Genomic DNA, 26,974 nt, shown 5'->3' on the forward strand with positions numbered 1-26,974 from the left:
GGATAGCTTAACCTCAAAACATCTCGAAATATTCGCGGTGCTCCCAGTCCGATACCTCGGCCTGGAAGCGCTCGATCTCGGCGTTCTTGATGAAGACGTAATAGTCCACGAACTCCGGCCCCAACGCGCCGCGGAAGAACGGATCGTCGTTGAGCGCGAACACCGCTTCGCGCAGCGACTTCGGCAGCAGCGCGGCCTTGGTCTCGTAGGGCGTGTCGGCGGATGGACCGGGATCGAGCTTGCGGTCGACGCCGTCGAGGCCGGAGAGAATTTGCGAGGCCATGTAGAGATAGGGGTTGGCGGCGGGCTCGCCGATCCGGTTCTCCAGCCGTGTCGCCGGATCATTCGCTCCGCCGAGCACGCGGATCATGACGCCGCGGTTGTCGCGGCCCCAGATCGCGCGGTCCGGTGCCAGCGAGTAGGAGCGGTAGCGCTTGTAGCCGTTGATGGTCGGCGTCGTGAACACGGTCGAGGCCCGCGCGTGCTCGAGCAGGCCAGCGAGCCAGGCGCGGCCGAGCGGGCTCAAGGGCTCGCCGGTCTCCTTTCCAGTTTCCTTGGCCATGAAGGCGTTCTCGCCACCGGTGCGCGACACCAGCGACTGGTGCAGATGCCAGCCGCTGGCAAAAATGTTCGGCAGCTTCGGCCGGCACATGAAGGTCGCGTGATAGCCGTGGCGGCGCGCGATCTGCTTCACCGCCGAACGGAACAGCACCATGGTGTCGGCAGGGGCAAGGCCCACAGTGGGCGCGAAGGTGAATTCGCACTGGCTCGGGCCGAACTCGACCTCGACCGTGCGCAGCGGCAGCCCGAGCGCGAGGATGTCGCGGCGGATGATCTCGAGCGCCGGCTCCATCTGATCGTAGCGCTGCTCGGTGAGATACTGATAGCCGTGCGATAGCAGGCTGACCGACGGCGGCCGTCCGGGCTGGCCGGCATCCTCCGGCGCCATGTGCGTGTCGTCGAGCTTGAACAGATGAAACTCGACCTCGAGGCCGGCGACGAAATCGTAGCCGCGGTGTCCGAGCTGATCGAGCACCTTGCGATAGAGGTTGCGGGTCGCGAACGGCACCGGGCGGCCGTCGCTGAAATAGAGATCGCACAGCACCCAGCCGGTATTCTCGGCCCAGGGCAGCACGCGGAACGTGGTGGGGTCGGCGACCATCAGCACGTCGGCTGCGCCTTCCATTTCCTTCATGCCGAAGCCGCCGCCGGCGGTGAAGACGGGAAACACCGTCTTGTGCGAGGTGTCTTTGGCGAGCATCGTCGTGGTGATCGAGCAGCCGCCCTCGAGCGAGCGCACGGCTTCGCTGGCGATCAGCGTCTTGCCGCGCAGGATGCCGTGCTGGTCGGGGAACGACAGCCTGATGACCTCGAGGTTCCTCTCCTCGACGATGCGGCGGAGGCGGTGCGCGGCCTCCTTCTGCTCGTCCGACCACAGGCCGTGACGCTCGACGAAGCTCAAGGTGTCACTCCTTTGCTTCTTCCTCTCCCCGCAGGCGGGGTGAGGTGAAGGATACAGTGCGGCGTCACCGGAGCCATCATCACTCCGCCGCCGTCAGATGCTGCACCTTGCCGGCGATCTCGCGCGGCACGGGGGCGGCCCACGGCGCGCCGCGGCGGCGCTTGACGTCGACCTCCATCCAGTAGAGCTCCCAGCCCAGCGTCGGCCCGATGCCGTCCATCGTCGCCGGGCCCTGGATGCTGCGCGCGGAGGCCTCGTCGAGGAACAGCATCGGTTTCTCGCCGCCGCCGACCTTCTCGATCTCTTGCCGCAGCAGGCGGCGATACTGCACGATCGCCTTGTCGCTCTGGCCGAGATGCTCGTTGGTGCGGTCCTGGATCGCGCCCATCGATTCCACGGCCCACTGGTCGTGGACGTTGATGTCGCTGCCCATGCCGGTATAGGTCGCGCTCGCCTGCTCGTGCGGATCGAACCCGTAGTCGTTGCTGCGGTTCTTGCGCGACTTGTAGTCGGGCAGCGTATAGAGCTCGAGCCGCTGGTCGCGCATCTTCTGCTTGTCGACCGGCGCGGCGTAGCTGGTGAAGATCGCATACCAGTAGCAGTTCTCGTCGTCGACCGGCACGTGCCATTGCGTGATGGTCATCTCGGTCGACATCGGAATCACGAAGCCGTGCGGGAATAGCTGATTTGTCACCCGTACATGGGTGCGCTCGTTGTCGAGCTCGCGCAGCGCGATCAGGCGCAGGCCGTATTCGGTGTGCTCGACATTGATGATCGGGCGGTCATATTCGCGCAGGATTTTGGTCATCGGCATGTCGGAGCCGGCGGACGCGCCGCGGAATTGCTTGCCATAGGCCGCCGAAGTGTCCTCGTCCTCGAAGAAGCGATGCAGGAAGGAGGCGTGCGCCGGATCGATGCCGACCTCGAGCGCCTGCAGCCAGTTGCAGTTCATGTGGCCCTTGAACGCAAACGTATGCGTGCCGGGGGCAACGAAGCAGTCGAGCTCGGGGAAGGCCGGCGGTTCGCCTTCGCCGAGATACGCCCACAGGATGCCGCTCTTCTCGACCACGGGATAGGAGCGCTGCTTGATGCCCTTGCAGAGCTTCGAACCGGCGGGCTCGGCCGGCGTCTCGATGCACTGGCCCGACGTGTCGAACAGCCAGCCGTGGAAGGCGCAGCGCAGCCCGCCATTCTCGAGCCGGCCGAAGGCGAGGTCGGCGCCGCGATGCGCGCAGTGGCGATCGATCAGCCCGTAGCTGCCGTCCTCGCCGCGAAACAGCACCAGGTTTTCGCCGAGCAGGCGCACCGGCCGTACCGGGCGCGGGCCGTCCAGTTCGTCGACCAGCGCCGCCGGCTGCCAGTACATCCGCATCAGCTTTCCGCAGGGCTCCTTAGCCCCGGTGCGGGTGATCAGATCGTTCGCTTCCTGGCTCATCATGGCGGCGTCTCCCGGATTTGGATTTGTTCGCCTATTGAACGAATGTGCGAATTATGCCATGTCTGGTTCCGACAGCAAGCCCAATTTTTGAACCATTCAAATCATGCCCAAGCTGAAGCGGACCGACCAGGACGAGCGCGCCACCGACTTCGTCGAGGCGCTGGATCGCGGGCTTCGCCTGCTGCAGGTGTTCGGCACCGTCACCGGTCCGGCGACGCTGAGCGACCTCGCGCGTGCCGCCGATCTGCCGCGCGCCACCGCGCGCCGCATCCTGTTCACCTTGGCGCATGGCGGTTTTGTCACCACCGACGGCAAGCTGTTCACGCTGACCCCGCATGTGCTGACCTTGGCGGGCTCGTTCCTGCAATCCAACCAGGTGGTGACGGTGCTGCAGCCGGTGCTCGACCGAATCGCCTCCGCAGCGCAGGAGATTGCTTCGCTCGCGCTGCTCGACGGCGACGACGTCGTGTTCGTGGCGCGCTCCAGCCCGACGCGGGTGTTCTCCGCCGGTCTCGACATCGGCTACCGGCTGCCGGCGTTCTGCACCTCGGTCGGCCGCGCCATGCTCGGCCGGCTCGATGATGCCGAGCTTGCGGCGCGGCTGAAGGCGATGCGCCGCGATGCCGTGACGCCGCAGACCGTCACCGATCCGAAAAAACTGCTCGCGACGATCATCGCCGACCGCGCGCAGGGCTACTCGCTGGTCGACCGCGAGGCCGAGCCGCATTTCCGCTCGATCTCGGTGCCGGTGCGCCGCTACGACGGCACCATCGTCGCCGCCATCAACATGGGCGCGCATGTCGATCGCGTGCCGGCGGCTCAGATGATCGGAAGTTTTCTGCCGCAGTTGCGCGAGGCGGCAACTTCCGTCAAGCCGATGCTGCTGTGAGCGAGAAATGGCGGATGATGTTCCGGGCGGTCACTTCCGCAGAAGCCGTCCCTGTGTCGAGCGTGAGGCAATCGGCACGCGGCACGGCCGTGAAGTCGTAACTGTCGAGAAATCTGATCAGGTTCTCGCCTGACGTGATCTTGCGCCTTTCAATCCGATCGGGATTGTCGACCCTGCGCAGCGCCTCTTGCCTTGAGCAATGAAGGAACACCGGGAGCAGTTCACCGCCGTGCCGGTGTACGATCTCCTCAAACTTGCCGAACTGCTCGCGATCCTCAGGCTCGGCGTAGCAGAACGTCGTGACCAGCAGGGGGATGCTGTGTTCGGCCGCGGCGTCGAGCGCCGAATACCTGATCTGATGGACCAGCTCCCAAAATCCCGGGGCGCCAAAGTCGAAGATTGTACGCGCGAAATCAATCGCCGCGTGGTTGTCCATCAGCCGTCCCGGCATCATCCGGAGCAGCGCCTTGGCGACGGTGAGCTTGCCGGGTGAGCCGTGGAAGAACAGCAACTTCATGTGCAATTATTGGCTGAAAGGCGCTCGCGGAGCAACTAAGGCTGTACTTGCTGCTGCGCATCCGGCGTTTGACGCCGGTTTATCAGCTCATCCGAGCTACAGCGCCACGCTGCGCAGCCCGAACGAGCGCGCCTCGTTCTGCAGCACCGGCCGAACGGAATCGATCAGCCGCGCCGCGGCTGCATCGACCGATAGCCCGGCGGTGTCCACCACTGCCGACGCGCGGGCATAGAGCGGCTCGCGGCTGACCAAAATATTGCGCAGCTCGGCCATCGCCGAGCGGTCGTCGGCCATCGGGCGCAGATCGCCCTGGCGGCGGACGCGGGCCATGTGCTCTTCCGGCTCGGCCTTCAGCCAGATCGTGTAGAACGACGACAGGATCAAATCGAAGGTCAGCGCCTCCGAGACGATGCCGCCGCCGGTCGCCAGCACCATCAACTCCTTGCGCGCGAGCAGCTGCGTCAGCGCGGCCTGCTCCATGCGGCGAAAGCCTTCCTGGCCGTACAGCGCGATGATCTCGGCGACCGAGAGCCCGTTCTGCGCCTCGATCTCCTTGTTGAGCTCGACAAAGCTCCAGCCGATCTTCTTCGCCAGCATCCGCCCGAGCGTGGTCTTGCCGGCGCCGCGCAGGCCGATCAGCGCGATGCCGGAGAAAGAGGCGCGGCGTGGCGCCAGCGGGCTGCTGCCGGCGAGCATGTCCTTGGCCTGCGCGATCTGGCTCGGCGACGCCTTGCGCAGGAGATCTCGGATCACCGCCCAATCGGGCACCGGCTCGCTCGAGGGGATCAGGTCCTCGAGATGCGCGCCCATCGCGCCTGCGACACGGCGCAGCAGCACGATCGAGACATTGCCTTTGCCGCTCTCCAGCTGGGCGATGTAGCGTTCGGAAATGCCGGAGACTTTTGCGAGCACCTTGCGCGACATGCCGGCCAGGCCGCGCGTGGTGCGCACCCGCTGGCCGAGCTGTTCGAGGAAGTCGGTTTCCGGATCGTTGGCTGCGGTCATGATCCCTGTGCGACGCGCGGTCCTGGCTGAATCAGGCCGTTAGTCTAGGAAACATAATGCCGATAAAGATTGACAGCAAGCCGAGCTGGTGGCCTTGTATGAATTATAATTCTTAAATTCACAGGAGAGGGAAGCGTGGCGCGTCTGGGTCCCAAGCAAGGTCCGGGGAGCGGGGCATGACTTATAACGCAGTCTCCTGGCTGCTCGACCGCAACGTCGATGAGGGTCGCGGCGACAAGGTCGTGTTCGACGACACGGCCTCGCAAATCACCTACGGCCAGTTGCAGCAGCAGACCCGGCGGGTCGGCAACATGCTGCGCCGGCTCGGCGTCCGCCGCGAAGAGCGGGTCGCCATGATCATGCTGGACACGGTCGATTTCCCGATCGTGTTCCTGGGCGCGATCCGCGCCGGCGTGGTGCCGGTGCCGCTCAACACGCTGCTGACCGCGGAGCAATACGCCTACATCCTCGGCGACTGCCGCGCGCGCGTGCTGTTCGTGTCGGAGGCGCTGCTACCGGTCGTGAAGGACATCGTCGCGCGCATGCCCGACCTCGCGCATGTCGTGGTCTCCGGCAAGGACGCGCACGGCCACGCCAAGCTCTCCGACGAGATCGCGCGCGAGAGCGACGTGTTCGCGACCGCACCGACCCACGCCGACGAGCCGGCGTTCTGGCTCTATTCGTCGGGCTCGACCGGCATGCCGAAGGGCGTGCGCCATCTGCATTCCAATCTCGCCGCGACCGCGGAAACCTACGCAAAGCAGGTGCTCGGCATCCGCGAGGACGATGTCGGCCTGTCGGCGGCAAAGCTGTTCTTCGCCTATGGGCTCGGCAATGCGCTGACCTTCCCGATGTCGGTCGGCGCCACCACCGTGTTGAATTCGGAGCGGCCGACACCGGCTGTGATGTTCGCGCTGATGAACAAATATCACCCCAGCATCTTCTTCGGCGTGCCGACCTTGTTCGCGGCGATGCTGAACGACGAGGCGACCAAGACGCAAAGCGGCGGCGATCGCCTGCGCGTCTGCACCTCGGCCGGCGAGGCGCTGCCGGAATCGGTCGGCAATGCCTGGCGCGCGCGGTTCGGCGTCGACATCCTCGACGGCGTCGGCTCGACCGAGCTGCTGCACATCTTCCTGTCGAACGCGCCCGGCGACATCAAATACGGCTCGTCCGGCCGTCCGGTGCCCGGCTACAAGGTGCGGCTGGTCAACGAGGCCGGCGCCGACGTCGCCGATGGCGAGGTCGGCGAATTGCTGGTCGATGCGCCCTCGGCCGGCGAGAGCTACTGGAACCAACGCGCCAAGAGCCGCGCCACTTTCGAGGGCGCGTGGACCCGCACCGGCGACAAATACACGCGTGATGCCGATGGCCGTTACACTTTCTGCGGCCGCGCCGACGACATGTTCAAGGTGTCAGGCATCTGGGTCTCGCCGTTCGAGGTCGAGAGCGCGCTGATCACCCATCCCGCGGTGCTGGAAGCCGCCGTCGTGCCGGAAGCCGATCCGGAAGGTCTGCTCAAGCCGAAGGCCTATGTGGTGCTGCGGCCCGAGAGCTCGGCCGAAGGCTTGCACGAGGCGCTGAAGGAGCACGTCAAGCAGAAGATCGGCCCGTGGAAATATCCGCGCTGGATCGACGTGGTCGACAACCTGCCGAAGACCGCGACGGGGAAGATCCAGCGGTTCAAGTTGCGCGACGGTGCGCAATAACTCTCCACATGTCATCCCGGCGACGGCCGGGACCCATACGCCGCGGCGATTGTTTTGAGAGATGCAGTTCGACGGCTTTTGCGCAACAACTGAAGCCTGTGGTTATGGGTCCCGGCCTTCGCCGGGACGACGATTGAGGAAGGCCCCATCATGACAAACTTGAATCCATCAGGCTTCCTCACCATCGACGGCGCCGATCTCGAATACCGCATGATCGGTCCGTCACCCGAGTCAGCGCCGACCATCGTGATGCTGCATGAAGGCCTCGGCTGCGTCGGCCTGTGGGGCGACTTCCCCGAGAAGCTGCGAGCTGCGACCGGCGCCGGCGTGTTCGCCTATTCGCGCGCGGGTTATGGCGCGTCGTCGCCGGCGAAGCTGCCGCGCCCGGTCGACTACATGCATCGCGAGGCGCTCGACGTGCTGCCGCAGCTGCTGAATCGGATCGGCTTCCAACGTGGCCTGCTGCTCGGACATTCCGACGGTGCGTCGATCGCGGCGATCTATGCCGGCGCGCACCAGGATCATCGCCTGCAAGGCCTCGCGCTGCTCGCGCCGCACTTCATCGTCGAGGACATCTCGGTCAAGTCGATCGCCGAGATCAAGACCGCATACGAGACCACCAATCTGAAGGAGAAGCTGGCGCGCTGGCACAAGGATGTCGACAACGCCTTCTACGGCTGGAACGGCGCCTGGCTCGATCCGGCATTCCGCGATTGGGATATCTCCGACTATCTCGCCTATATCCGCGTGCCCGTGCTGATCGTGCAGGGTGCGGACGATCAATACGGCACGATGCGCCAGGTCGAGATCGCCGAGGCCGAGTGCTACTGCCCGGTCGATGTCACAGCGATCGCAGGTGCCGGTCACTCGCCGCATCGCGAGGCGCCGGCGGTGACGCTGGACGCGGTCACCGAATTCGCCAAGGCGGCGCTGCGCGACGACCCGGCGCTGGCGGCCTGACATTTCCTGCCGGTGTTAGGCCATTGGCCCAGCAAGTGATTTTCCCAAACATGAAACAAAATGCATGTTTTTGCGGTTTGAACTGGACTAGGTCAAAAACATGCATTATTGTGCATGAAGGCAAGACGAACCATCGCAACGAACAACAGGTAAGGGTGGCCCATGGCTGGTGACGATCGCGTCCTTGCAGGCGGGGCGAAGTACATCGACTTCCAGACCGAGCCGTCGCGCTACCGGCACTGGAAGCTCGACGTCGCGGGCGACGTCGCGACGCTGACCATGGACGTCGACGAGAACGCCGGCCTGTTCGAGGGCTATCAGCTCAAGCTCAATTCCTACGATCTCGGTGTCGACATCGAGCTGGCGGATGCCGTGCAGCGACTGCGCTTCGAGCATCCCGAGGTCAAGGTCGTGGTGATGCGCTCGGGCAAGAACCGCGTGTTCTGCGCCGGTGCCAACATCCGCATGCTGGCGGGCTCGACCCACGCCCACAAGGTCAACTTCTGCAAGTTCACCAACGAGACCCGCAACGGCCTGGAAGATTCCAGCGAGAATTCCGGCCAGAGCTTCATCACCGTCGTCAACGGCACCGCAGCCGGCGGCGGCTATGAGCTGGCGCTCGCGACCGATCACATCATGATGGCCGACGACGGCGCCGCCGCGGTCGCGCTGCCGGAAGTGCCGCTGCTCGCGGTGCTGCCGGGCACCGGCGGCCTCACCCGCGTCGTCGACAAGCGCAAGGTGCGCCGCGACCACGCCGATTTCTTCTGCACCATCGAGGAAGGCATCAAGGGCAAGCGCGCGGTGCAATGGCGGCTGGTCGACGAGATCGCGCCGAACTCCAAGCTCGAGGGCAAGCTCGCCGAGCGCGTCAAGGAATTCGCCGCGAAGTCGAAGCGCAACGGAGCGGGCAAGGGCCTAGCGCTGACGCCGTTGGAGCGCACCATCGACGACAGCGCGATCCTCTACGGCTTCGTCAGCGTCGACATCGATCGCGCCGCGCGCATCGCCACCATCTCGATCAAGGCGCCGGAGGCTGCGGCTCCCGCCGACATCGACGGCATGGTCGGGCAGGGCGCTGCGTTCTGGCCGCTGCAGGTCGCCCGCGAGCTCGACGACGCGATCCTGCATCTGCGCATCAATGAGCTCGGTATCGCGATGCTGGTGTTCAAGAGCCATGGCGACCGCGCCAACGTCGTGTCCCATGACGCGTTCCTGGAGGCCAACAAGGCGCATTGGCTGGTCAACGAGATCAGGCATTACTGGAAGCGCGTGCTCAAGCGCATCGACGTCACCTCGCGCACGCTGGTGACGCTGGTAGAGCCCGGCTCCTGCTTCGTCGGTACGCTCGCCGAGCTCGTGTTCGCCGCCGACCGCTCCTACATGCTGATCGGCCAGAAGCAGGGCGACAACCGTCCGCCGCCGGCGATCGAGCTGACCGCGATGAATTTCGGGCCCTATCCGATGAGCCACGGCCTGACGCGCTTGCAATCGCGCTTCCAGGCCGACCCAATGGACCTGGAGCGCGCGCAGGCCGCGATCGGCAAGGCGCTCGACGCCGAGGAGGCCGAGGAGCTCGGCCTCGTCACCTTCGCGCTCGACGATATCGATTGGGATGACGAGGTCCGCGTGTTCTTCGAGGAACGCACCTCGTTCTCGCCCGACGGCCTCACCGGCATGGAAGCCAATCTGCGCTTCGTCGGTCCCGAGACCATGGAATCGAAGATCTTCTCGCGCCTCACCGCGTGGCAGAACTGGATCTTCCAGCGGCCCAACGCAGTCGGCGAAGACGGCGCGCTGCGCCGCTACGGCACCGGCCAGAAGGCGCAATTCGACATGACGCGAGTTTAAGGGAGCACGGCCATGAACATGAACATCATGAACGTCGATTACTCGACCAAGATTCCGAACAATGTGAATCTCGCCGAAGACCGCCAGGTGCTGAAGGCGCTGGAAGGCTGGCATCCCGGCTACATGGACTGGTGGAAGGACATGGGCCCGGACGGCTTCCAGGAGTCGCTGGTCTATCTGCGTACCGCCTATTCGGTCGATCCGCGCGGCTGGGCCAAGTTCGACTACGTGCGGATGCCCGAATATCGCTGGGGCATTCTGCTTGCTCCCCAGGAGGAAAACCGCGTCATTCCGTTCGGCGAAGATTACGGCAAGCCGGCCTGGCAGGAAGTCCCCGGTGAGCATCGCGCGATGCTGCGCCGCCTGATCGTGATCCAGGGCGACACCGAGCCGGCCTCGGTCGAGCAGCAGCGCCATCTCGGCAAGACCGCGCCCTCGCTCTACGATATGCGCAATCTGTTCCAGGTCAATGTCGAGGAAGGCCGCCATCTCTGGGCGATGGTCTACCTGCTGCAGAAGTATTTCGGTCGCGACGGCCGTGAGGAAGCGGATGATTTGCTCCGCCGCCGCTCGGGCGATGCGGATTCACCGCGCATGCTCGGCGCCTTCAACGAGGCGACACCGGACTGGCTGTCGTTCTTTATGTTCACCTACTTCACCGACCGCGACGGCAAGATGCAGCTGCATTCGCTGGCACAGTCGGGCTTCGATCCGCTGTCGCGCACCTGCCGCTTCATGCTGACCGAGGAAGCTCACCACATGTTCGTCGGAGAGACCGGCATCACCCGGGTCGTGCAGCGCACCTGCGATGCGATGAACGAAGCCGGCATCACCGATCCGAACGACATCGCCAGGATCCGCGCGCTCGGCGTCATCGACCTGCCGACCATCCAGAAGAAGCTGAACCTGCACTATTCGCTGTCGCTCGATCTGTTCGGCTCCGAAGTGTCGACCAACGCGGCCAACGCCTTCAATGCCGGCATCAAGGGGCGCTACAAGGAAACCACGATCGAGGACGACCACCAGCTCAAGAACTCGACCTATCCGGTCATGAAGATGGTGGACGGCCAGATCAAGATGGTCGACGAGCCGGCGCTGACCGCGCTCAACATGCGGCTGCGCGACGATTACACGCAGGATTGCGTCAAGGGCATGCTGCGCTGGAACAAGGTGATCTCGACCGCGGGCATCGACTACAAGCTCCAGGTGCCGAACACCGCCTTCCACCGCCAGATCGGCGAGTTCAAGGACGTCCATGCGACGCCCGATGGCCTCCTGATCGACGACGCGACCTGGGCGAGCCGCAAGAACGACTGGCTGCCGTCGGCCGCGGACGGCGACTTCATCGCCTCGCTGATGAAGCCGGTCACCGAACCCGGCGAGTTCGCCTCCTGGATCTCGGCGCCCAAGGTCGGCATCGACAACAAGCCGGGCGATTTCGAGTATGTGAGGATCGAGAGCTGATCTTCAGCTCCTCTCCTCCCGGAGGGGCGGAAAGGGGTGAGCCGAACAAGGTCCTGGCTCGCCCCTTTTCTTTTTCGGCCAGATGCCGGTATGAAGCCGGCCTCAATCGTCATTTGCAAGTTCGTCGGGCCACATCTGCGCGCCGTGGAGCACGCGCAAGATGCGAACAGTCTCACTGTCGACAAGGTACGCCGCGACATAAGGTGTGCGCGGGATGACCAGCTCGCGCGTGCCTGCGACGCGCCCGGACCGACCACTGTCAGGAAAGTCGAGCAGGCGCCGCGCGGCATCGGCAATCCGCTCGTCAACATGAACCGCGGCAAGTGGGTTCTCGGCTTCGATGTAACTGAAAATATCGTCGCGATCGGACAATGCGAAGCGCGACCAGACGAGTTTCACCGCTTGCGCTCCGCCGCTTTTCGAAGCGCGGCGGCACGACGTTGCGCGAAATGCGTTTCAACTTCGGAATCATCGAGGCTGGGCCGGGTATCCGCCAGGGCCTGGCGCACCTTCTCGCGAAACCAGCCGTCGTAAGCGTGGCTGCTGCTTACGAGTTCCAGTGGAAGCATGCCTTCATTGGCCGTCCGCGTCAGCAGGATCCGCACGGCGTCGGACACCGTGAGGCCCATGTTCTCTAGAACCGCAGTGGCCTTTTCCTTTACGCCCGCATCAATGCGGGTTTGGATCAGGGCATTCGACGCCATAGCGCCCCCTCCTTGTTTGCAGTCAATGTAATGCATTTGAATGACAAATGCCAGAGGTGTCACAACCTGTGGCCAGAGCTGAGCACGGCGGCTAATTCGGCCCCGCCTCTCGGCGGGTCCATTGCCCCGCATGATCAAAGAAGGGCGCCACGCTACCAGCGAGGCGCCCCTTATCACCGTCCCGCTGACCGGCGCGGGAATGCCTGATGCTTGTGAGAGCCGCGGCTGCTACCCCGCGATCTCCAGTCCGGCGGTCGCGTAGACCACGCCGCCATCGACCGCGATGGTGTTGCCGACCACATAGTCGCCGGCGCGGGAGGCGAGATAGATCGCGGTGCCCGCCATATCCTCGTCGCTGCCGACCCGCCGCGACGGGACGCGCTGCGCGACCTCGTCGGCATGGTCGCGCGCGGCGCGGTTCATGTCCGACTTGAAGGCGCCCGGCGCGATCGCGGTGACGTTGATGTTGTCCTTGATCAGCCGCGTTGCCATCCGGCGCGTCAGGTGGATCACCGCGGCTTTGCTCGCGGCATACGAGTAGGTCTCCATCGGGTTGACGAAGATGCCGTCGATCGAGGCGATGTTGATCACCTTGCCGGGCTTGTCGTGCGTCGCTGCCGCGCGCAGCGGCTTGGCCAGCGCCTTGGTCAGGAAGAAGATCGACTTGACGTTGAGGTTCATCACCTTGTCCCAGCCGCTCTCCGGGAATTCGTCGAAGTCCGCGCCCCAGGCCGCGCCGGCATTGTTGACCAGGATGTCGAGCTTCGGCTCGCGCTTGATGATCTCGCCGGCGAGCTTGTCGCAGCCTTCGACCGTCGAGATATCGATCGGCAGCGCGATGCATTCGCCGTCATAGGCGGCTGTGAGCTCCTGGGCGGTGGCCTCGCAGGGACCTGCCTTGCGCGCGGTGATGTAGACCCTGGCGGCGCCCTGCGCCAGGAAGCCGGCCGCTATCATCTTGCCGATGCCGCGCGATCCTCCGGTCACCAGCGCGACGCGGCCCTTCAGTGAAAACAGATCCTTGAACATGCGTTCCTCCATTGCGTTGCCAGTGGTTCTGGGCGCGGCCGGGGATCGAGTCAAGGAAGGAGAGCGTCTGTAGCCGGGCTACATGTGCAGGCTCTACGCCGCATCGATCCGGCGAAAACCATTCCATACCGCGGTGGCAGCGCCCGAGGTGAGCACCGGCAACAGCCGCGCGTCCTGGTAATTGCCGTTCAGCGAGACCCGCTGCAAGGCGGTCAGATGGTCGGCGCTTTCGGGAAACAGCATGCCCGGCCGGGTCGTCACCGCGGTCCGGAAGCCGATCGATTTGGCGAGCGCGAATTCGCGCGGCCCGGCGGCGATCCGGTCGCCATAGGGATAGGCGAGATGTGCGACTTGCCGCTGCAATGCTTCCTCGATCCGCGCCCGGCTGGTCGCAAGCTCGAACGATGCGATGGTCTCGCTCTGCTTGGCGAGGTTGCAATGGCTGATGGTGTGGGCGCCGATCGTGACCAGCGGATCGGCGGCAAAGCCGCGCAGCTCGTCCCAGGACATGCAGAGCTCGCGCGCGATGCCCGCCTCGTCGACGCCGTGGCGGGCGCACAGCGCCGAGATCGCGTCCTGCATCTCCGTCTCGCCCGGCAGCGAGCGCAGCCAGTCATGCATGCGGCCGAACGCGGCCCGCTTGGCCTGCGGCGTCGCGGTGTCGAGCCGGGTCATCGCGCCGTCGATCGGCACCTCGATCGCCGATGCCGCCGCGATCACCCGCTCCAGTGCGATCCACCACAATTTGCCGCAGCCCTCGGCGAAATCGCTCGCGACAAACACCGTGAACGGCGCGCCGAACTGGCGCATGACAGGCAGCGCGAAATCGCGGTTGTCGCGATAGCCGTCGTCGCAGGTGAAGCAGGCGAAGCGCCGCGCGAAATTCCGTTCGGTGAGGCGGCGATGCGCCTCATCCATGCTGACGACGTCGACGTCGAGCGCGCGCAGATGCGTCAGCATCGCGCGCAGGAAGTCCGGCGTGACCTCGAGATGATGGTTGGGCTGGAACGCGTCGGCACGCCGCGGGCGGACATGATGCAGCATGAAGATGGCGCCGACGCCCGCGAAAATCGGCCGCAGCAGGATATGCGCACCCGAAAAATACAACGCCTCCATCCCGGCTCGGATCACGGTGTTGCGGAGTTGTTTCATGAGGGCACGGGCCGGCCGATTTGCATTCCGCCGCAAACTTAGCGAAAGACCACTGAAGAAACTGTTATCCCGATATCCGACATGGTGCCCCGCCTTGGTTCCGGATTTGGGGTTTGACAGTCAGCCAAGGGTTTGTTTTCTCTCTGGTTCCCGACCCGCAGGACGCTGAATGCACGGACTTTTCAAGTGGAGTAGCAAGTGGTGGCCGGGGGTGATTCCGCTGGTCGTCCTGTGGGGTATCGCTGCCTGGACCTCAACGGCGACAGTTGAAGCCGATCTTGCCGCGCGCTCGAATGCCGCGTTGAAGGACACCGTCCTCGACAAGCGCCGCATCAGCGTCGATGGCCGCGACGTCACGTTTGCGGCCAATGCCTTCTCCGAAGACGGCCGCCTCAGCGCGGTGGCATCGGTCGAAGCCGTGCCGGGCGTGCGGCTGGTCAACGACGAGACCCGCCTTGTTCCCGAGGCCAAGCCCTATGTGTGGTCGGCGGAACGCGACGTGGTGCGCGTCACGCTTGGCGGCAATGCGCCGCTGCCGTCGAGCAAGAGCAAGCTGACGGAGGCCGCGAAGGCCGGTCTCGGCGGTGTCGAGGTGGTCGATCAGATGGCGCTCGCCCGCGGCGCGCCACAGCGATTCGATCCGGCGGCGCTGTTGCTGCTCGACCAGATCGGCAAGCTGAAGGAAGGCAAGATCACGCTGACCGACAACAAGGTCGCGCTTGCCGGCATGGCGCGCGAGCTCGGCGGACGCGAAGCGATCGCGGCGGCGCTGAGGAACCTGCCGGACGGCTATTCGATCGCGGCCAATGACATCAAGGCGCCGCCCTATGTGTTCCAGGCCTACAAGGATCCGGTCGCGGTGACGCTGACGCTGACCGGCTACGTGCCCGACAACAACGTGCATGCCGCGCTGGTCGCCGCCGCCGGCCGCAAGTTCTTCAGCGAGAAGGTGGTCGACAATCTCAAGGCCAGCATTGGCGCGCCGTCAGGGTTTGCGGCTGCGGTGGTGCCCGCACTCGGTGCGCTGTCGCGGCTGTCGACCGGAACGCTCGTGGTGTCGGATCGCGAGGTGAAGCTGTCGGGCGATGCGCTCTACGACGCCGCAGCGGGCCAGATCCGCGAAGGGCTCGGCAAGGATTTTCCGCAGGGCTGGCAGTACAAGGCCGAGGTCACGGTCAAGCCGGCGGCGGCGCCGGTCGATCCCACCGTGTGCCAGCAGCTGTTTTCCGAGACCCTGTCGAAGGGAAAGATCCGCTTCGAGTCGGGCAAGGCCGACATCGTTCCTGACTCGGCCGGCCTGCTCGACCGCCTGATCGAGACCGCGATGCGCTGCCCCAACGCGACGATAGAGGTTGCCGGCCACACCGACAGCGACGGCGAGGAGGCGGCCAACCAGGCGCTGTCGGAACGCCGTGCACAGGCCGTGGTGGATTACCTGGTGCGCGCCGGACTGCCGGCCAACCGCTTCACGCCGATCGGCTATGGCAGCACGCAACCGCTCGCCGGCAACGAGAGTGAAGATGGCAAGGCGCAGAACCGCCGCATCGAATTCGTGGTGAAGTAGCGATGACCGTGCTCGCGACATTCGTCTGGGGTTGGCTGCTCGGCGCTGCGCTGCTCGGCTTCTGCATGGGCTGGATCGCGGTAGTGCATCGGGCGCAGGGCGTCTCGAAGCTCTGGATGCGCTGGCTCGCGCTGCTCGCCGCCGCGCTGGTGGCGGCATCGTTCGCGCGGGTCGTGCCCGGCCGCTTCGGCTATTGGCTCGATCTCTTCCTGATGATGTTCGCGCTCTACCTCGTCGGCTGCGCGATCGGCTCCTGGTTGCGCGACTGGGTGGTCTCGCGCAGCAAGCCCGCGAGCTGACCCCAAACCCTTGATCCATCGCGCCTGAGCGGTGTCGCCAAGCGGGGCGCACGCCGCATCCATCTTTGTGCTTGACAACAATACGTACGTACGTATTAAATGGCGTCCATGCCAAAGCCCTCTCTCCGCGATGCCATCCTTGACGCCGGCCTGAAGGAAATGTTCCGGACCGGCTATCACGGCACCAGCGTGCGCGACGTCACCGCGGCCGCCGGCGCGCCGCAGGGCTCGTTCACCAACCATTTCCGCTCCAAGGAGCTGTTCGCATCCGAAGTGCTCGACCGCTACTTCCTCTATGTGCGCGGCCTCGTCGCGGAAGCCCTCAGCGACACCTCGCTGCCGCCGCGCGACAGGCTGCGGCGCTATCTTGATCTCATCACCGGCAAGCTTGCCCATGACGGCTTCACCCGCGGCTGCCTGATCGGCGATTTCAGCCTCGAGGCGTCGGGCTCGAGCGAGATGCTGCGCGAGCAACTCGACGAGATCTTTCGGGAATGGCGCGCGCCGTTTGCTGCCTGCATCGCGGAAGCCCAGGCCGCGCGCGAGATCGCGTCCGACTTCGATGCCGATGAACTGGCCGATTTCCTGCTCGCATCCTGGCAGGGCGCCATGCTGCGCATGAAGGTCGAACGCAGCGCGGCCGCGCTCGAACGTTTCAAGACGATCGCATTCCAAACCGTGTTCAAGGAGTTGCCATGACGCTATCCGACGAGATCAGCCTGCATCACCGGCCCGTGCTCGCCTCCACGATGGCCTATCGCGAAACCGGGCGCGGCGACGCGCCGCACGTGCTGTTCCTGCACGGCAATCCGACATCGTCCTACATCTGGCGCAACATCATGCCGCTGGTGGCGCCGGTCGGGCACTGCATCGCGCCCGATCTGATCGGCTACGGCCAGTCCGGCAAGCCCGATATCGCCTACCGCTTCTTCGACCAGACTGACTATCTCGACGCGCTGATCGACGAACTCGGCATCACCTCGGCCTATCTCGTCGCCCAGGATTGGGGCACCGCGCTCGCCTTCCACCTTGCGGCGCGCCGTCCGCAATTGGTGCGCGGCCTCGCTTTCATGGAGTTCATCCGTCCGATGCGGGACTGGTCCGACTTCCACCAGCACGAGGCCGCCAGGGAGACGTTCCGCAAATTCCGCACGCCGGGCGTCGGCGAGGCGATGGTCCTCGACAACAACGCATTCGTCGAGCGCGTGCTGCCCGGCTCGATCCTGCGCACGCTCAGCGACGAGGAGATGGAAGCCTACCGCGCGCCGTTCGCGACGCGCGAGAGCCGCAGGCCGACGTTGATGCTGCCGCGCGAGCTGCCGATCGCAGGCGAGCCTGATGATGTCTATCAGGCGCTGACCACGGCGCACGTGGCGCTTGCGGCATCGACCTATCCGAAGCTGTTGTTCACCGGCTCGCCCGGCGCGTTGGTGTCGCCGGCCTTTGCAGCGGATTTCGCGGCGCGGCTGAAGCATTGCGCGGTCATCCAGCTCGGCGCCGGCGCGCATTATCTACAGGAGGATCATCCGGAAGCGATCGGTCGCTCGGTTGCCGGTTGGATCGCCGGCATCGAGGCCGCGAGCGCGCAACATCTTGCCGCAGCATGAGCGACCGGGAGGATATGCCATGACCGATCTCTCGATCACCTATTGCCGTCCCTGCGGCTACGAGATGCGCGCCAGGGAGGCGGCCACGCTGCTGCGCGAACGCCTTGGCCTCGATGCGGAGCTGGTGCCCGGCAAGGGCGGCGTCTTCGAGGTCAAGCTTGACGGCAAAGTGATCGCCAGGCGCGTGAAGGGACATTTCCCCGATGCCGAAGAAATCGTCGCCGCAGTGACTACCGCGCGGGCATAACGAAGCACGGACTTGCCGCCTCGCCGTCGTAATGATCATTGCGGCGGCGATTTTCGTTGATCGGCTGCCGCGCGGCGCGTCACTCTCCGTAGTTTCCCGGATGGTCTTGTGTACCTTTCGCCGGGCTAACTGCCGCACATCGACATCAAGCCTTGTCGAAGGTGGCGAGAAACGCGCATATTTGTGCACCCGCTGTCATGAATCATCCCTAATATCTTGAAGATGCGCGTTTTATTGTCGTTTGACGAATTCCACTCCGGCTTAAAACGCGCTACACGGGGCAGGGCACAGCGAAGCGCCGGCGGAGATCGCCGGGGGCCGTCGTCGCGGGATCGCAATTCGAGGTCTAGATGCTGGAAGCAATAGGCAGGGCGATGGCGTTTCTACGCCAGAAGCAACTCCTGCATCGGCTGGGTGTTGTCATCAGCATCGCCGTCATCGGCATCGCCTGCTACGTCCTCTACCACATGCTGCGCGGCATCGACACCAACGAGGTGCTCGAGGCCATCAAGAGCACCGAGCCGCGGCAGATCATGCTGGCGGGACTATTCGTCGCAGCCGGCTATTTCACGCTGACCTTCTACGACTTGTTCGCGGTGCGCGCGATCGGCCACGCCCATGTGCCCTATCGCATCAATGCGCTCGCGGCATTCACCTCCTATTCGATCGGCCACAATGTCGGCGCCAGCGTCTTCACCGGCGGCGCGGTGCGCTACCGGATCTATTCGGCCTGGGGACTAAACGCGATCGACGTCGCCAAGATCTGCTTTCTCGCCGGCCTCACCTTCTGGCTCGGCAATGCCGCGGTGCTCGGGCTCGGCATCGCCTATCACCCGGAGGCCGCGGCCAACATCGACCAGCTGCCGCCCTGGCTCAACCGCACGCTGGCGTTCGGCATCATTATCGCGCTGGTCGCCTATGTGGTCTGGGTCTGGACCCAGCCGCGGGTGGTCGGTCGCGGCCCCTGGACGGTGACCCTGCCGGGCGGCCCGCTGACGCTGCTGCAGATCGCGATCGGCATCGTCGACCTCGGCTTCTGCGCGCTCGCGATGTACGTGCTGGTGCCGGACGAGCCCAATCTCGGCTTCGTCGTGGTCGCGGTCATCTTCGTGTCGGCGACCCTGCTCGGCTTCGCCAGCCACTCCCCCGGCGGGCTCGGGGTGTTCGACGCCGCCATGCTGGTCGGCCTCTGGCAGATGGACCGCGAGGACCTGCTCGGCGGTATGCTGCTGTTCCGGCTGCTCTACTATATTGCGCCGTTCGTCATATCTGTAATCTTGCTGACGTTTCGGGAGGTTATCGTCGGCGCCCGACTCAAACGGCTGCCGCAGACTGATTCGGGTCCCCGCGCCGAGCCGCACCACGAGGCGGTTCTGGTCCGCAAGCGGGGCGATTCCGGGGTCTGATGACGCGGCCCGATGCCTCCCGAGGGACGGTCAATGTGACCGCGCCTGGGCGAGACACGAACCGACGGGAAGAAAGCCGCCGCGATGGCAATTGACGATACGCCGCAATCCATCTTCGCACCCTGGCCCGACCGCCTGCGCCATTCCGCGCTGATCCTGCTTGCTGCGGCGCTGGCGCTCAGCGTGGTGGTCGCGCTCGGCGAATTGTCGCTGGTGCGCGCCTGCGCGGTGTTCGTCTGCATCGCCGCCGCAGCGCTGGTGCCTTGGCGGCTGCATGATGCCGGGACTTCGCGCGAGGACGTCCGCGGCGTCAATCCGGTCGAGGCTGCCGCGGTCAGCGCCGTCGTCGCCGGCATGCCCGATCCGGCCGTGCTGCTCGATCGCGCCGGGCGCGTCATCCATCTCAATGCCGCCGCGGCCCAGCTCGCGCCGGCGCTGCGCAGGAACGAATTGGCGCAATTTGCCCTGCGTTCGCCGGAAATCATCACCGCGCTGCGCGAGGCGATCGCGACCACCGAGCCGCGCCGCGCCACTTACTCGGACCACGTTCCGGTCGATCGCTGGATGGAATTGGTGATCACGCCGGTGCCGGTGCCGACCCAGTTCGGCGGCACCGAGAAATGCATGCTGATGACATTCCACGACCTGACGCCGCTGCGCCGGGTCGAGGAGATGCGCGCCGACTTCGTCGCCAATGCCAGCCACGAGCTGCGCACCCCGCTCGCCGCCCTGTCCGGCTTCATCGACACGCTGCAGGGGCCGGCGCGCGAGGACGCGCGGGCCCGCGAACGCTTCCTCGGCATCATGCACACCCAGGCCACCCGCATGGCGCGGCTGATCGACGACCTCCTGTCGCTGTCGCGGGTCGAACTGTCGGCCCATGTGCGGCCCGAGGCCTCGATCGACATCGTGCCTATCATCCGCGAGGTGGCTGACGGGCTCGAGATGCTGGCCAGCGAGCGCCAGGTCGAGATCGAGGTCGACCTGCCGCAAGCCCCGGTCAGAATCGCCGGCGACCGCGAGGAACTGCTCCGCCTGTTCGAGAACCTGATCGAGAATGCCCTCAAATACGGCGCCTCGGGCGGCCGCGTCATAGTGTCGCTCAATCAGACCGTTCCGGGCGGATCGGGCGAGGGAAGCCCCGAAATCCGTGTCATGGTACGGGATTTCGGCCCCGGCATCGCGCCCGAGCACCTGCCGCGGCTGACCGAGCGCTTCTACCGGGTGGACGTCGGCGACAGCCGCAACCAGGGCGGAACGGGCCTCGGATTATCGCTGGTGAAACATATTCTTAACCGTCATCGCGGGCGTCTTCTGATCGAGAGCGTGCCGAACAATGGCGCGACTTTTACTGCCTGTTTTCCCCGGCCGAAGACCCCGCTACCGACTCAAAGCTAAGCATTTTCAGTTGCTTAGCTCTGTCATCCAAGTGTCATCCAACCTTCGTAAAAGCGGCACCGACCGCTCCTAGATGGACCGGCGTGAGCGCGATCGGGCGCATTCGGCGCTTCGCTCACAAGATGGAGACCACCCCATGAATTTCATCAAAGCAATCGTCGCTGCCGGCATGGTGGCCGCTTCGACGTCGGCCTTCGCTGCCGATATTACCGGCGCGGGCGCGACGTTTCCGTTCCCGATCTATTCGAAGTGGGCTGATGCCTACAAGAAGGACACCGGCAATGGCCTGAACTATCAGTCGATCGGTTCCGGCGCCGGCATCAAGCAGATCCAGGCCAAGACCGTGACCTTCGGCGCCACCGACGCGCCGCTCAAGGCCGAGCAGCTCGAGAAGGACGGCCTCGTCCAGTGGCCGATGGTGATGGGTGCGATCGTTCCGGTCGTGAACGTCGAGGGCATCAAGCCGGGCGATCTCGTGCTGTCCGGCGAAGTGCTCGGCGACATCTATCTCGGCAAGATCACCAAGTGGAATGACGCGGCGATCGCCAAGCTCAATCCGAAGCTGACCCTGCCGGGTGACGCGATCACCGTCGTGCGCCGTTCGGACGGTTCGGGCACCACCTTCAACTTCACCGACTACCTCTCCAAGTCGAACGCCGACTGGAAGTCCAAGGTCGGCTCCGGCACCGCGGTCGAGTGGCCGGTCGGCGTCGGCGCCAAGGGCAACGAAGGCGTTGCCGGCAACATCAGCCAGACCAAGAACGCGATCGGCTATGTCGAATACGCCTATGCCAAGCAGAACAAGCTGACCTACACGGCGCTGGTCAACAAGGCCGGCAAGACCGTGCAGCCGACCGTCGCCGCCTTCCAGGCTGCTGCGTCGAATGCCGACTGGTCGAAGGCCCCCGGCTACTACGTGATCCTGACCGACCAGCCGGGCGACGCCTCCTGGCCGATCACCGCGGCGACCTTCATCCTGATGCACAAGGAATCGACCGACAAGGCGGCCTCGCAGGAAGCGCTCAAGTTCTTCAAGTACGCCTTCGAGAAGGGCGGCAAGGCGGCCGAAGAGCTCGACTACATCCCGATGCCGGACTCGGTCGTCAAGCTGATCGAGAAGACCTGGTCCTCGGAGATCAAGAGCTAAGTCCGACGTTTCGAACAGGGCCTGTGCCGTCCCTCGAGGGCGGCGCAGGCCAAGCGATTAAGACCCGGGCTCCATCATCGCGGCAACAAGCGCGGGCGGGTCCCGGGGTTCGCGCCCCTGGCGCAGCCGGAACGACGCCCGGCCTTATGCGTCAGTGAAGATCGCTTCGGGGGCGTGGCGGTTTGTGCAAGTTTCAAATAAAAACGAGGGGATTGGCGTGGCAGACATGGCTGTTCAGAGCGATGTGATGGAAGCCGCGGGACCTTACGATCGCGCCAAGGCCCTCAGTGCCTTCAAGCTCGGTGATCTCACCTTTTATTGGATCACCCGCATCTCGGCGATCTCGGTCCTGTTGATCCTCGGCGGCATTATCCTGTCGCTGATCGTCGGCGCCTGGCCGGCGATGAAGGAATACGGCTTTGCCTTCCTCTGGACCCAGCGCTGGGCGCCCTCGGCTGATCCGCCGGTGCTCGGCGCGCTCGGCCCGATCTACGGCACGCTGATCACCTCGGTGATTGCGATGCTGATCGCGATCCCCGTCGGCATCGGCATCGCCGTGTTCCTCACCGAACTGTGCCCGCAGATGCTGCGCCGCCCGATCGGCATCGCGATCGAGCTGCTCGCCGGCATCCCCTCGATCATCTACGGCATGTGGGGCTTCTTCGTGCTGGGCCCGTTCCTGGCCAACACGTTCCAGCCGTTCATGATCAGGCTGTTCGAGGGCGTCCCGGTGCTCGGCGCGGTGTTCGCCGGCCCGCCGTCCTATCTCAGCCTGTTCAATGCGGCGCTGATCCTCGCCATCATGGTGCTGCCCTTCATCACCGCGATCTCGGTTGACGTGTTCAAGACCGTGCCGCCGGTGCTGAAGGAAGCCGCCTACGGCATGGGCTGCACCACCTGGGAAGTCGTCCGCAGCGTAGTGATCCCCTACACCCGCGTCGGCGTGATCGGCGGCATCATGCTGGCGCTCGGCCGCGCCCTCGGCGAGACCATGGCGGTGACCTTCATCATCGGCAACTCGTTCCGCATCTCGTCGTCGATCTTCGCGCCGGGCACCACGATCTCGGCGGCGATCGCTAGCGAATTCGCCGAGAGCGACGGCCTGCACCAGTCCGGCCTGATCCTGCTCGGCCTCTTGCTGTTCGTGCTGACCTTCTTCGTGCTCGCCGGTGCGCGGCTGATGCTGATGCGGCTTGAAACGAAAGCGGGGAAGTAGCGCCATGAACCCGATCTACAAATCCCGCCGCCGCAGCGACATCGTCATCCGTGCACTTTGCGTCGGCGCGGCGCTGTTCGGCGTCACCTGGCTGGCGCTGATCCTGATCACGCTGGTCTACAACGGCCTTGCTGGCCTCAGCGTGCAGCTATTCACCCAGAACACGCCGCCGCCGGGCTCGACCGATGGCGGTCTGCTCAACGCCATCGTCGGTTCGGTGATCATGACCGTGATCGGCGTCGGGATCGGCGCGCCGCTCGGCCTGTTCGCCGGCACCTACCTCGCCGAGTACGGCAAGCACGACAAGCTGACCTCGGTGATCCGCTTCATCAACGACATCCTGCTCAGTGCGCCCTCGATCATCATCGGCCTGTTCATCTATGGCGCGGTCGTGGTGCCGATGCGCGGCTTCTCGGCGATCGCAGGCGCGCTGGCGCTCGCCGTGATCGTGATCCCGGTCGTGCTGCGCACCACCGAGGACATGCTGCTGCTGGTGCCCAATCCGCTGCGCGAGGCGGCCTCCGCGCTCGGCCTGCCGCGTTCGCTGGTGATCAAGCGGATCGCTTACCGTGCGGCCCGGTCGGGTCTGATCACCGGCGTGCTGCTGGCGACCGCACGCGTCGCCGGCGAAACCGCGCCGCTGCTGTTCACCGCGCTGTCGAACCAGTTCTTCAGTCTGGATCTGACCAAGACGATGGCCAACCTGCCGGTGACCATCAACAACTTCGTGCAGAGCCCCTACGCCTACTGGAAAGAGCTGGCGTGGAGCGGTGCACTGCTGATCACATTCACCGTGCTCGCGCTGAATATCGGCGCGCGTATCCTTGGTGCCGAAAGGGCCGCAAAATGACCGAGCTTTCCGTCTCCACGACCGCCGCGGGCCACGTTCCCCAGGTTCCGCTTCCGGAAGCGCCGCCGAAAGTCACGGTGCGCAACCTCAACTTCTATTACGGCGAGCACCACGCGCTGAAGAACATCAACCTGACGCTCGGCACCAACCGCGTCACGGCGTTCATCGGCCCGTCGGGCTGCGGCAAGTCGACCCTGCTGCGCATCTTCAACCGGATGTATGACCTGTATCCGGGCCAGCGCGCGGTCGGCCAGTTGATGCTGGACCAGACCAACATTCTCGATCCCAAGCTCGACCTCAATCTGCTGCGTGCGCGGGTCGGCATGGTGTTCCAGAAGCCGACGCCGTTCCCGATGACGATCTACGAGAACATCGCCTTCGGCATTCGCCTCTATGAGAAGATCTCGAAGTCCGAGATGGACGATCGGGTCGAGAAGGCGCTGCGCGGCGGTGCGCTGTGGAACGAGGTCAAGGACAAGCTGAACGCCTCCGGCCTGTCGCTCTCCGGCGGCCAGCAGCAGCGGTTGTGCATCGCGCGCACCGTCGCGGTGCGCCCCGAAGTGATCCTGTTCGACGAGCCCTGCTCGGCGCTCGATCCGATCTCGACCGCCAAGGTCGAGGAGCTGATCCAGGAGCTCTCCGAGGACTACACGATCGCGATCGTGACCCACAACATGCAGCAGGCGGCGCGCGTCTCCGACAAGACCGCCTTCATGTATCTCGGCGAACTGATCGAGTTTGACGACACCAACAAGATCTTCACCTCACCGAGTGATCGACGCACCCAGGACTACATCACCGGCCGGTTCGGTTAGAGCATGATCCGGAAAAGTGGCAACCGGTTTTCCGATCGGATCATGCTGAAATATGGACACGAGATCATGGTCCCCAAGGGATCATGATCGAGGGAGACAAGCGATGGCTTCTGAACATACCGCCAAGGCATTCGACAGCGACCTGCAGGAGTTGACCCGCCTGGTCGCCGAGATGGGCGGCCTCGTCGAGCGGATGATCACCGAGTCGGTCGACGCGCTGATCCGCCGCGACGTCGCGCTCGGCAAGCGCGTGGTCGCCGCCGACATCGAGATCGACAATCTGCAGCGCGTCATCGAAGAGCGCGCGGTGCTGACGATCGCGCGCCGCCAGCCGATGGCGATCGACCTGCGCGAGATCGTCAGCGCGATGCGCGTGGCCACCGATCTCGAGCGGATCGGCGACCTTGCCAAGAACATGGGCAAGCGTGTCGCGGCGCTGGAAAGCGACTTCCAGCCGCTGAAGCTGATCCGCGGCCTCGAGCACATGACCGACCTCGTGCTGTCGCAGGTCAAGTCTGTGCTCGACGCCTATGCCGCGCACGACCTGCCGGCGGCGATGAACGTCTGGAAGGGCGACGAGGAGGTCGACGCGATCTGCACCTCGCTGTTCCGCGAGCTGCTCACCTACATGATGGAGGATCCGCGCAACATCTCATTCTGTATCCATCTGATGTTCTGCGCCAAGAACATCGAGCGGATCGGCGATCACGCCACCAATATCGCCGAGACGGTGTTCTACATGATCGAAGGCCAGCAGATCACCGACAAGCGCCCGAAGGGCGACATGACCAACTTTGCCACCACGGTGCCGGGTAACACGTAGTCGACGGCGTTTCGGTTTGCGTCAGGGCAACGGATCACCACAGAGAAAGAACTTAGACCGATGAGCGCACGCATTCTGGTAGTCGAAGACGAGGAAGCGCTGACGACACTGTTGCGCTACAACCTCGATGCCGAAGGCTACGATGTCGAAACGGTGGGGCGCGGCGACGATGCCGACACCCGGCTGAAGGAGCGCGTTCCCGACCTCGTGGTGCTGGACTGGATGCTGCCGGGCCTGTCCGGCATCGAGCTGTGCCGACGGTTGCGGGCGCGGCCCGAGACCAAGCAGCTTCCGATCATCATGCTGACCGCGCGCGGCGAGGAGAGCGAGCGGGTGCGCGGGCTGGCCACCGGCGCCGACGATTACATCGTCAAGCCGTTCTCGGTGCCGGAATTGCTGGCACGGGTGAAGGGCCTGTTGCGCCGCGCGAGCCCGGAGCGGCTTGCGACCGTGCTGACCTATGGTGACATCGAGCTCGACCGCGAGAAGCGCCGCGTGGCGCGTTCGGGGCGCCCGATCGATCTCGGGCCGACCGAATATCGCCTGCTTGAATTCTTCCTCGAGCATCCCGGCCGCGTATTCAGCCGCGAGCAGCTGCTCGACAGCGTCTGGGGCCGCGACATCTACATCGATGAGCGCACCGTCGACGTGCATATCGGCCGCCTGCGCAAGCTGCTCAATCCGGGCCGCGAGCAGGATCCGATCCGCACCGTGCGCGGCGCCGGCTATGCGCTCGACGACCGCTTCGCGAAAGCCGAGCCGCAGCCGTAACGGCTTGGTCGCGATCACAGGCCACAACACGGCGTCGTCCTGTTGGCTCCATGACGAGCTGCGCACCACAAAAAAATCCCCGCTTTCGCGGGGATTTGTTTTGAAGTCTTCCGTCGTTTCCCGAGTGCTTACTTGATCTGTGGCTTCGCCGATGGCCGGCGGCGATCGGCGGCGGGCTGGTAGGCGACGCGCGAGTGATGTGCGCAATAGGGCAGGCCGGCGAGCGCCTTGCCGCCGCAGAAGAAGAATTCCGGGCTCGAGGGATCGCCGACCGGCCAATGGCAGGTCGCCTCGTTGAGCTCGAGCAGCGACAGCCGCTGGCTCATCGGCACCACGTTGTCGAAGGAGATCGGATCGGGCTCCATCTCGACCTCGAAGGCGTGTGCGAGCGCGGTGTTGCCGCGCGAAACCGGGCGCGCCACCCGCATCATGTGCTGGGCGGGACGGGCCTTGCGCTGCCGCGGCGCGGCGGTCGAGGGGGCCTTGGCGCGGCCGGAGAGGCCGAGCCGATGCACTTTGCCGATCACGGCGTTTCGCGTCACATTGCCAAGTTCCGCTGCGATCTGGCTGGCCGAAAGGCCAGACTCCCAGAGCTTCTTCAGCTGCTCGACGCGATCGTCGGACCAGGTCAATACCGTCATCGCATTCTTC

At 64.9% G+C, this 26,974-nt stretch carries 27 protein-coding genes; 18 read left to right on the forward strand and 9 right to left on the reverse strand.

Annotated features, from left to right (window positions below; genetic code table 11):
• Window positions 1–13: 13 nt before the first annotated feature.
• Window positions 14–1,462, reverse strand: coding sequence for a glutamine synthetase family protein (locus ACTUWL_RS19600; RefSeq protein WP_021076581.1), 1,449 nt, complete (start codon window positions 1,460–1,462; stop codon window positions 14–16).
• 79 nt (window positions 1,463–1,541) lie between these two features.
• Window positions 1,542–2,900 (reverse strand): aromatic ring-hydroxylating dioxygenase subunit alpha, encoded by a 1,359-nt coding sequence (locus ACTUWL_RS19605; protein WP_021076580.1) that lies wholly within the window; start codon window positions 2,898–2,900, stop codon window positions 1,542–1,544.
• A 103-nt stretch (window positions 2,901–3,003) separates the two neighbouring features.
• Here ACTUWL_RS19605 and ACTUWL_RS19610 point away from each other — a divergent pair, with 103 nt between their 5' ends.
• Window positions 3,004–3,789 carry an IclR family transcriptional regulator domain-containing protein gene (locus ACTUWL_RS19610; RefSeq protein ID WP_021076579.1) on the forward strand — a complete coding sequence of 262 codons (786 nt, stop codon included), beginning with the start codon at window positions 3,004–3,006 and terminating at the stop codon, window positions 3,787–3,789.
• Here ACTUWL_RS19610 and ACTUWL_RS19615 read toward each other — a convergent pair.
• Window positions 3,770–4,306 carry a hypothetical protein gene (locus ACTUWL_RS19615; protein WP_021076578.1) on the reverse strand — a complete coding sequence of 179 codons (537 nt, stop codon included), beginning with the start codon at window positions 4,304–4,306 and terminating at the stop codon, window positions 3,770–3,772. The two genes, ACTUWL_RS19610 and ACTUWL_RS19615, sit on opposite strands and share 20 nt — an antisense overlap.
• Window positions 4,307–4,402: 96 nt before the next feature.
• Window positions 4,403–5,311 (reverse strand): helix-turn-helix transcriptional regulator, encoded by a 909-nt coding sequence (locus ACTUWL_RS19620; protein WP_021076577.1) that lies wholly within the window; start codon window positions 5,309–5,311, stop codon window positions 4,403–4,405.
• 176 nt (window positions 5,312–5,487) lie between these two features.
• On the opposite strand from ACTUWL_RS19620, the gene ACTUWL_RS19625 reads away from it, so the two are divergent.
• The 4 genes from ACTUWL_RS19625 (at window position 5,488) to boxB (ending at window position 11,295) form a co-directional block, all read left to right on the forward strand.
• On the forward strand, window positions 5,488–7,020 hold the full coding sequence (locus tag ACTUWL_RS19625) for a benzoate-CoA ligase family protein (protein ID WP_021076576.1): 1,533 nt from the start codon (window positions 5,488–5,490) through the stop codon (window positions 7,018–7,020).
• A gap of 150 nt (window positions 7,021–7,170) precedes the next feature.
• Entirely contained in the window at window positions 7,171–7,980 is an 810-nt protein-coding gene (locus ACTUWL_RS19630) for an alpha/beta fold hydrolase (RefSeq protein ID WP_021076575.1), read from the forward strand.
• Between the two features lie 162 nt (window positions 7,981–8,142).
• A complete protein-coding gene (gene boxC, locus ACTUWL_RS19635) occupies window positions 8,143–9,831 on the forward strand; it encodes a 2,3-epoxybenzoyl-CoA dihydrolase (RefSeq protein ID WP_021076574.1) in 1,689 nt (562 codons plus the stop codon).
• Between the two features lie 12 nt (window positions 9,832–9,843).
• Window positions 9,844–11,295: a benzoyl-CoA 2,3-epoxidase subunit BoxB gene (gene boxB, locus ACTUWL_RS19640; protein WP_021076573.1), complete on the forward strand. Its 1,452-nt coding sequence runs from the start codon at window positions 9,844–9,846 to the stop codon at window positions 11,293–11,295.
• A gap of 102 nt (window positions 11,296–11,397) precedes the next feature.
• Here boxB and ACTUWL_RS19645 read toward each other — a convergent pair whose 3' ends face one another.
• From ACTUWL_RS19645 to ACTUWL_RS19660, 4 genes are all read right to left on the reverse strand, one after another.
• Window positions 11,398–11,694 (reverse strand): type II toxin-antitoxin system RelE/ParE family toxin, encoded by a 297-nt coding sequence (locus ACTUWL_RS19645; RefSeq protein ID WP_021076572.1) that lies wholly within the window; start codon window positions 11,692–11,694, stop codon window positions 11,398–11,400.
• Window positions 11,691–11,999: a type II toxin-antitoxin system RelB/DinJ family antitoxin gene (locus ACTUWL_RS19650; protein WP_021076571.1), complete on the reverse strand. Its 309-nt coding sequence runs from the start codon at window positions 11,997–11,999 to the stop codon at window positions 11,691–11,693. The genes ACTUWL_RS19645 and ACTUWL_RS19650 overlap by 4 nt, the downstream gene beginning before the upstream one ends.
• A 228-nt stretch (window positions 12,000–12,227) precedes the next feature.
• The gene (locus tag ACTUWL_RS19655) at window positions 12,228–13,028 is read right to left on the reverse strand and encodes an SDR family NAD(P)-dependent oxidoreductase (protein WP_021076570.1); all 801 of its coding nucleotides are present in this window, start codon (window positions 13,026–13,028) and stop codon (window positions 12,228–12,230) included.
• 93 nt (window positions 13,029–13,121) lie between these two features.
• Complete coding sequence (locus ACTUWL_RS19660) at window positions 13,122–14,180, reverse strand: polysaccharide deacetylase family protein (RefSeq protein ID WP_035649876.1); 1,059 nt, start codon at window positions 14,178–14,180, stop codon at window positions 13,122–13,124.
• A 169-nt stretch (window positions 14,181–14,349) separates the two neighbouring features.
• Between ACTUWL_RS19660 and ACTUWL_RS19665 the strand changes: the two genes are divergently transcribed.
• The 13 genes from ACTUWL_RS19665 to phoB all read left to right on the forward strand — a co-directional run bounded on the left by ACTUWL_RS19665 (window position 14,350) and on the right by phoB (window position 26,323).
• Window positions 14,350–15,744: an OmpA family protein gene (locus ACTUWL_RS19665; RefSeq protein WP_021076568.1), complete on the forward strand. Its 1,395-nt coding sequence runs from the start codon at window positions 14,350–14,352 to the stop codon at window positions 15,742–15,744.
• Between the two features lie 2 nt (window positions 15,745–15,746).
• On the forward strand, window positions 15,747–16,043 hold the full coding sequence (locus ACTUWL_RS19670; RefSeq protein ID WP_021076567.1) for a hypothetical protein: 297 nt from the start codon (window positions 15,747–15,749) through the stop codon (window positions 16,041–16,043).
• 108 nt (window positions 16,044–16,151) lie between these two features.
• Entirely contained in the window at window positions 16,152–16,742 is a 591-nt protein-coding gene (locus ACTUWL_RS19675; protein ID WP_035649908.1) for a TetR/AcrR family transcriptional regulator, read from the forward strand.
• Window positions 16,739–17,650: a haloalkane dehalogenase gene (locus ACTUWL_RS19680; RefSeq protein WP_021076565.1), complete on the forward strand. Its 912-nt coding sequence runs from the start codon at window positions 16,739–16,741 to the stop codon at window positions 17,648–17,650. Before ACTUWL_RS19675 ends, ACTUWL_RS19680 begins: the two co-directional genes overlap by 4 nt.
• Window positions 17,651–17,669: 19 nt before the next feature.
• Window positions 17,670–17,897, forward strand: coding sequence for a SelT/SelW/SelH family protein (locus ACTUWL_RS19685; RefSeq protein WP_021076564.1), 228 nt, complete (start codon window positions 17,670–17,672; stop codon window positions 17,895–17,897).
• Between the two features lie 350 nt (window positions 17,898–18,247).
• Window positions 18,248–19,303, forward strand: coding sequence for a lysylphosphatidylglycerol synthase domain-containing protein (locus tag ACTUWL_RS19690; protein WP_021076563.1), 1,056 nt, complete (start codon window positions 18,248–18,250; stop codon window positions 19,301–19,303).
• A gap of 84 nt (window positions 19,304–19,387) precedes the next feature.
• Window positions 19,388–20,701, forward strand: a complete 1,314-nt coding sequence (locus ACTUWL_RS19695) for a sensor histidine kinase (RefSeq protein ID WP_021076562.1) — start codon at window positions 19,388–19,390, stop codon at window positions 20,699–20,701.
• A gap of 136 nt (window positions 20,702–20,837) precedes the next feature.
• Window positions 20,838–21,848, forward strand: coding sequence for a phosphate ABC transporter substrate-binding protein PstS (pstS, locus tag ACTUWL_RS19700; RefSeq protein ID WP_021076561.1), 1,011 nt, complete (start codon window positions 20,838–20,840; stop codon window positions 21,846–21,848).
• A 226-nt stretch (window positions 21,849–22,074) separates the two neighbouring features.
• The gene (pstC, locus tag ACTUWL_RS19705) at window positions 22,075–23,064 is read left to right on the forward strand and encodes a phosphate ABC transporter permease subunit PstC (protein WP_035649873.1); all 990 of its coding nucleotides are present in this window, start codon (window positions 22,075–22,077) and stop codon (window positions 23,062–23,064) included.
• Between the two features lie 4 nt (window positions 23,065–23,068).
• A complete protein-coding gene (gene pstA / locus ACTUWL_RS19710; protein ID WP_021076559.1) occupies window positions 23,069–23,914 on the forward strand; it encodes a phosphate ABC transporter permease PstA in 846 nt (281 codons plus the stop codon).
• Window positions 23,911–24,729: a phosphate ABC transporter ATP-binding protein PstB gene (gene pstB, locus ACTUWL_RS19715; protein ID WP_016844065.1), complete on the forward strand. Its 819-nt coding sequence runs from the start codon at window positions 23,911–23,913 to the stop codon at window positions 24,727–24,729. Before pstA ends, pstB begins: the two co-directional genes overlap by 4 nt.
• A gap of 103 nt (window positions 24,730–24,832) precedes the next feature.
• Window positions 24,833–25,552: a phosphate signaling complex protein PhoU gene (phoU, locus tag ACTUWL_RS19720; protein ID WP_021076558.1), complete on the forward strand. Its 720-nt coding sequence runs from the start codon at window positions 24,833–24,835 to the stop codon at window positions 25,550–25,552.
• Window positions 25,553–25,612: 60 nt separating this feature from the next.
• Entirely contained in the window at window positions 25,613–26,323 is a 711-nt protein-coding gene (gene phoB, locus ACTUWL_RS19725) for a phosphate regulon transcriptional regulator PhoB (RefSeq protein WP_016844067.1), read from the forward strand.
• A gap of 128 nt (window positions 26,324–26,451) precedes the next feature.
• Here the strand turns inward: phoB and ACTUWL_RS19730 are convergent, their stop codons facing one another.
• Window positions 26,452–26,964, reverse strand: coding sequence for a GcrA family cell cycle regulator (locus ACTUWL_RS19730; protein ID WP_021076557.1), 513 nt, complete (start codon window positions 26,962–26,964; stop codon window positions 26,452–26,454).
• Window positions 26,965–26,974: the final 10 nt, after the last annotated feature.

It is taken from the genome of Bradyrhizobium sp. WCU1, from assembly GCF_053474805.1.

What these genes read in the sequence shown, in the direction of transcription:
- pstA (WP_021076559.1), top strand. Translation starts at nt 23,069, where the DNA reads ATGAACCCGATCTACAAATCCCGCCGCCGCAGCGACATCGTCATCCGT.
- ACTUWL_RS19665 (WP_021076568.1), top strand. Translation starts at nt 14,350, where the DNA reads ATGCACGGACTTTTCAAGTGGAGTAGCAAGTGGTGGCCGGGGGTGATT.
- ACTUWL_RS19730 (WP_021076557.1), bottom strand. Translation starts at nt 26,964, where the DNA reads ATGACGGTATTGACCTGGTCCGACGATCGCGTCGAGCAGCTGAAGAAG.
- pstS (WP_021076561.1), top strand. Translation starts at nt 20,838, where the DNA reads ATGAATTTCATCAAAGCAATCGTCGCTGCCGGCATGGTGGCCGCTTCG.
- ACTUWL_RS19660 (WP_035649876.1), bottom strand. Translation starts at nt 14,180, where the DNA reads ATGAAACAACTCCGCAACACCGTGATCCGAGCCGGGATGGAGGCGTTG.
- ACTUWL_RS19670 (WP_021076567.1), top strand. Translation starts at nt 15,747, where the DNA reads ATGACCGTGCTCGCGACATTCGTCTGGGGTTGGCTGCTCGGCGCTGCG.
- pstB (WP_016844065.1), top strand. Translation starts at nt 23,911, where the DNA reads ATGACCGAGCTTTCCGTCTCCACGACCGCCGCGGGCCACGTTCCCCAG.
- ACTUWL_RS19620 (WP_021076577.1), bottom strand. Translation starts at nt 5,311, where the DNA reads ATGACCGCAGCCAACGATCCGGAAACCGACTTCCTCGAACAGCTCGGC.
- ACTUWL_RS19625 (WP_021076576.1), top strand. Translation starts at nt 5,488, where the DNA reads ATGACTTATAACGCAGTCTCCTGGCTGCTCGACCGCAACGTCGATGAG.
- ACTUWL_RS19610 (WP_021076579.1), top strand. Translation starts at nt 3,004, where the DNA reads ATGCCCAAGCTGAAGCGGACCGACCAGGACGAGCGCGCCACCGACTTC.
- boxC (WP_021076574.1), top strand. Translation starts at nt 8,143, where the DNA reads ATGGCTGGTGACGATCGCGTCCTTGCAGGCGGGGCGAAGTACATCGAC.
- ACTUWL_RS19680 (WP_021076565.1), top strand. Translation starts at nt 16,739, where the DNA reads ATGACGCTATCCGACGAGATCAGCCTGCATCACCGGCCCGTGCTCGCC.
- ACTUWL_RS19615 (WP_021076578.1), bottom strand. Translation starts at nt 4,306, where the DNA reads ATGAAGTTGCTGTTCTTCCACGGCTCACCCGGCAAGCTCACCGTCGCC.
- ACTUWL_RS19690 (WP_021076563.1), top strand. Translation starts at nt 18,248, where the DNA reads ATGCTGGAAGCAATAGGCAGGGCGATGGCGTTTCTACGCCAGAAGCAA.
- pstC (WP_035649873.1), top strand. Translation starts at nt 22,075, where the DNA reads ATGGCTGTTCAGAGCGATGTGATGGAAGCCGCGGGACCTTACGATCGC.
- phoB (WP_016844067.1), top strand. Translation starts at nt 25,613, where the DNA reads ATGAGCGCACGCATTCTGGTAGTCGAAGACGAGGAAGCGCTGACGACA.
- ACTUWL_RS19650 (WP_021076571.1), bottom strand. Translation starts at nt 11,999, where the DNA reads ATGGCGTCGAATGCCCTGATCCAAACCCGCATTGATGCGGGCGTAAAG.
- ACTUWL_RS19685 (WP_021076564.1), top strand. Translation starts at nt 17,670, where the DNA reads ATGACCGATCTCTCGATCACCTATTGCCGTCCCTGCGGCTACGAGATG.
- boxB (WP_021076573.1), top strand. Translation starts at nt 9,844, where the DNA reads ATGAACATGAACATCATGAACGTCGATTACTCGACCAAGATTCCGAAC.
- ACTUWL_RS19630 (WP_021076575.1), top strand. Translation starts at nt 7,171, where the DNA reads ATGACAAACTTGAATCCATCAGGCTTCCTCACCATCGACGGCGCCGAT.
- ACTUWL_RS19675 (WP_035649908.1), top strand. Translation starts at nt 16,152, where the DNA reads ATGCCAAAGCCCTCTCTCCGCGATGCCATCCTTGACGCCGGCCTGAAG.
- ACTUWL_RS19695 (WP_021076562.1), top strand. Translation starts at nt 19,388, where the DNA reads ATGGCAATTGACGATACGCCGCAATCCATCTTCGCACCCTGGCCCGAC.
- ACTUWL_RS19655 (WP_021076570.1), bottom strand. Translation starts at nt 13,028, where the DNA reads ATGTTCAAGGATCTGTTTTCACTGAAGGGCCGCGTCGCGCTGGTGACC.
- phoU (WP_021076558.1), top strand. Translation starts at nt 24,833, where the DNA reads ATGGCTTCTGAACATACCGCCAAGGCATTCGACAGCGACCTGCAGGAG.
- ACTUWL_RS19605 (WP_021076580.1), bottom strand. Translation starts at nt 2,900, where the DNA reads ATGATGAGCCAGGAAGCGAACGATCTGATCACCCGCACCGGGGCTAAG.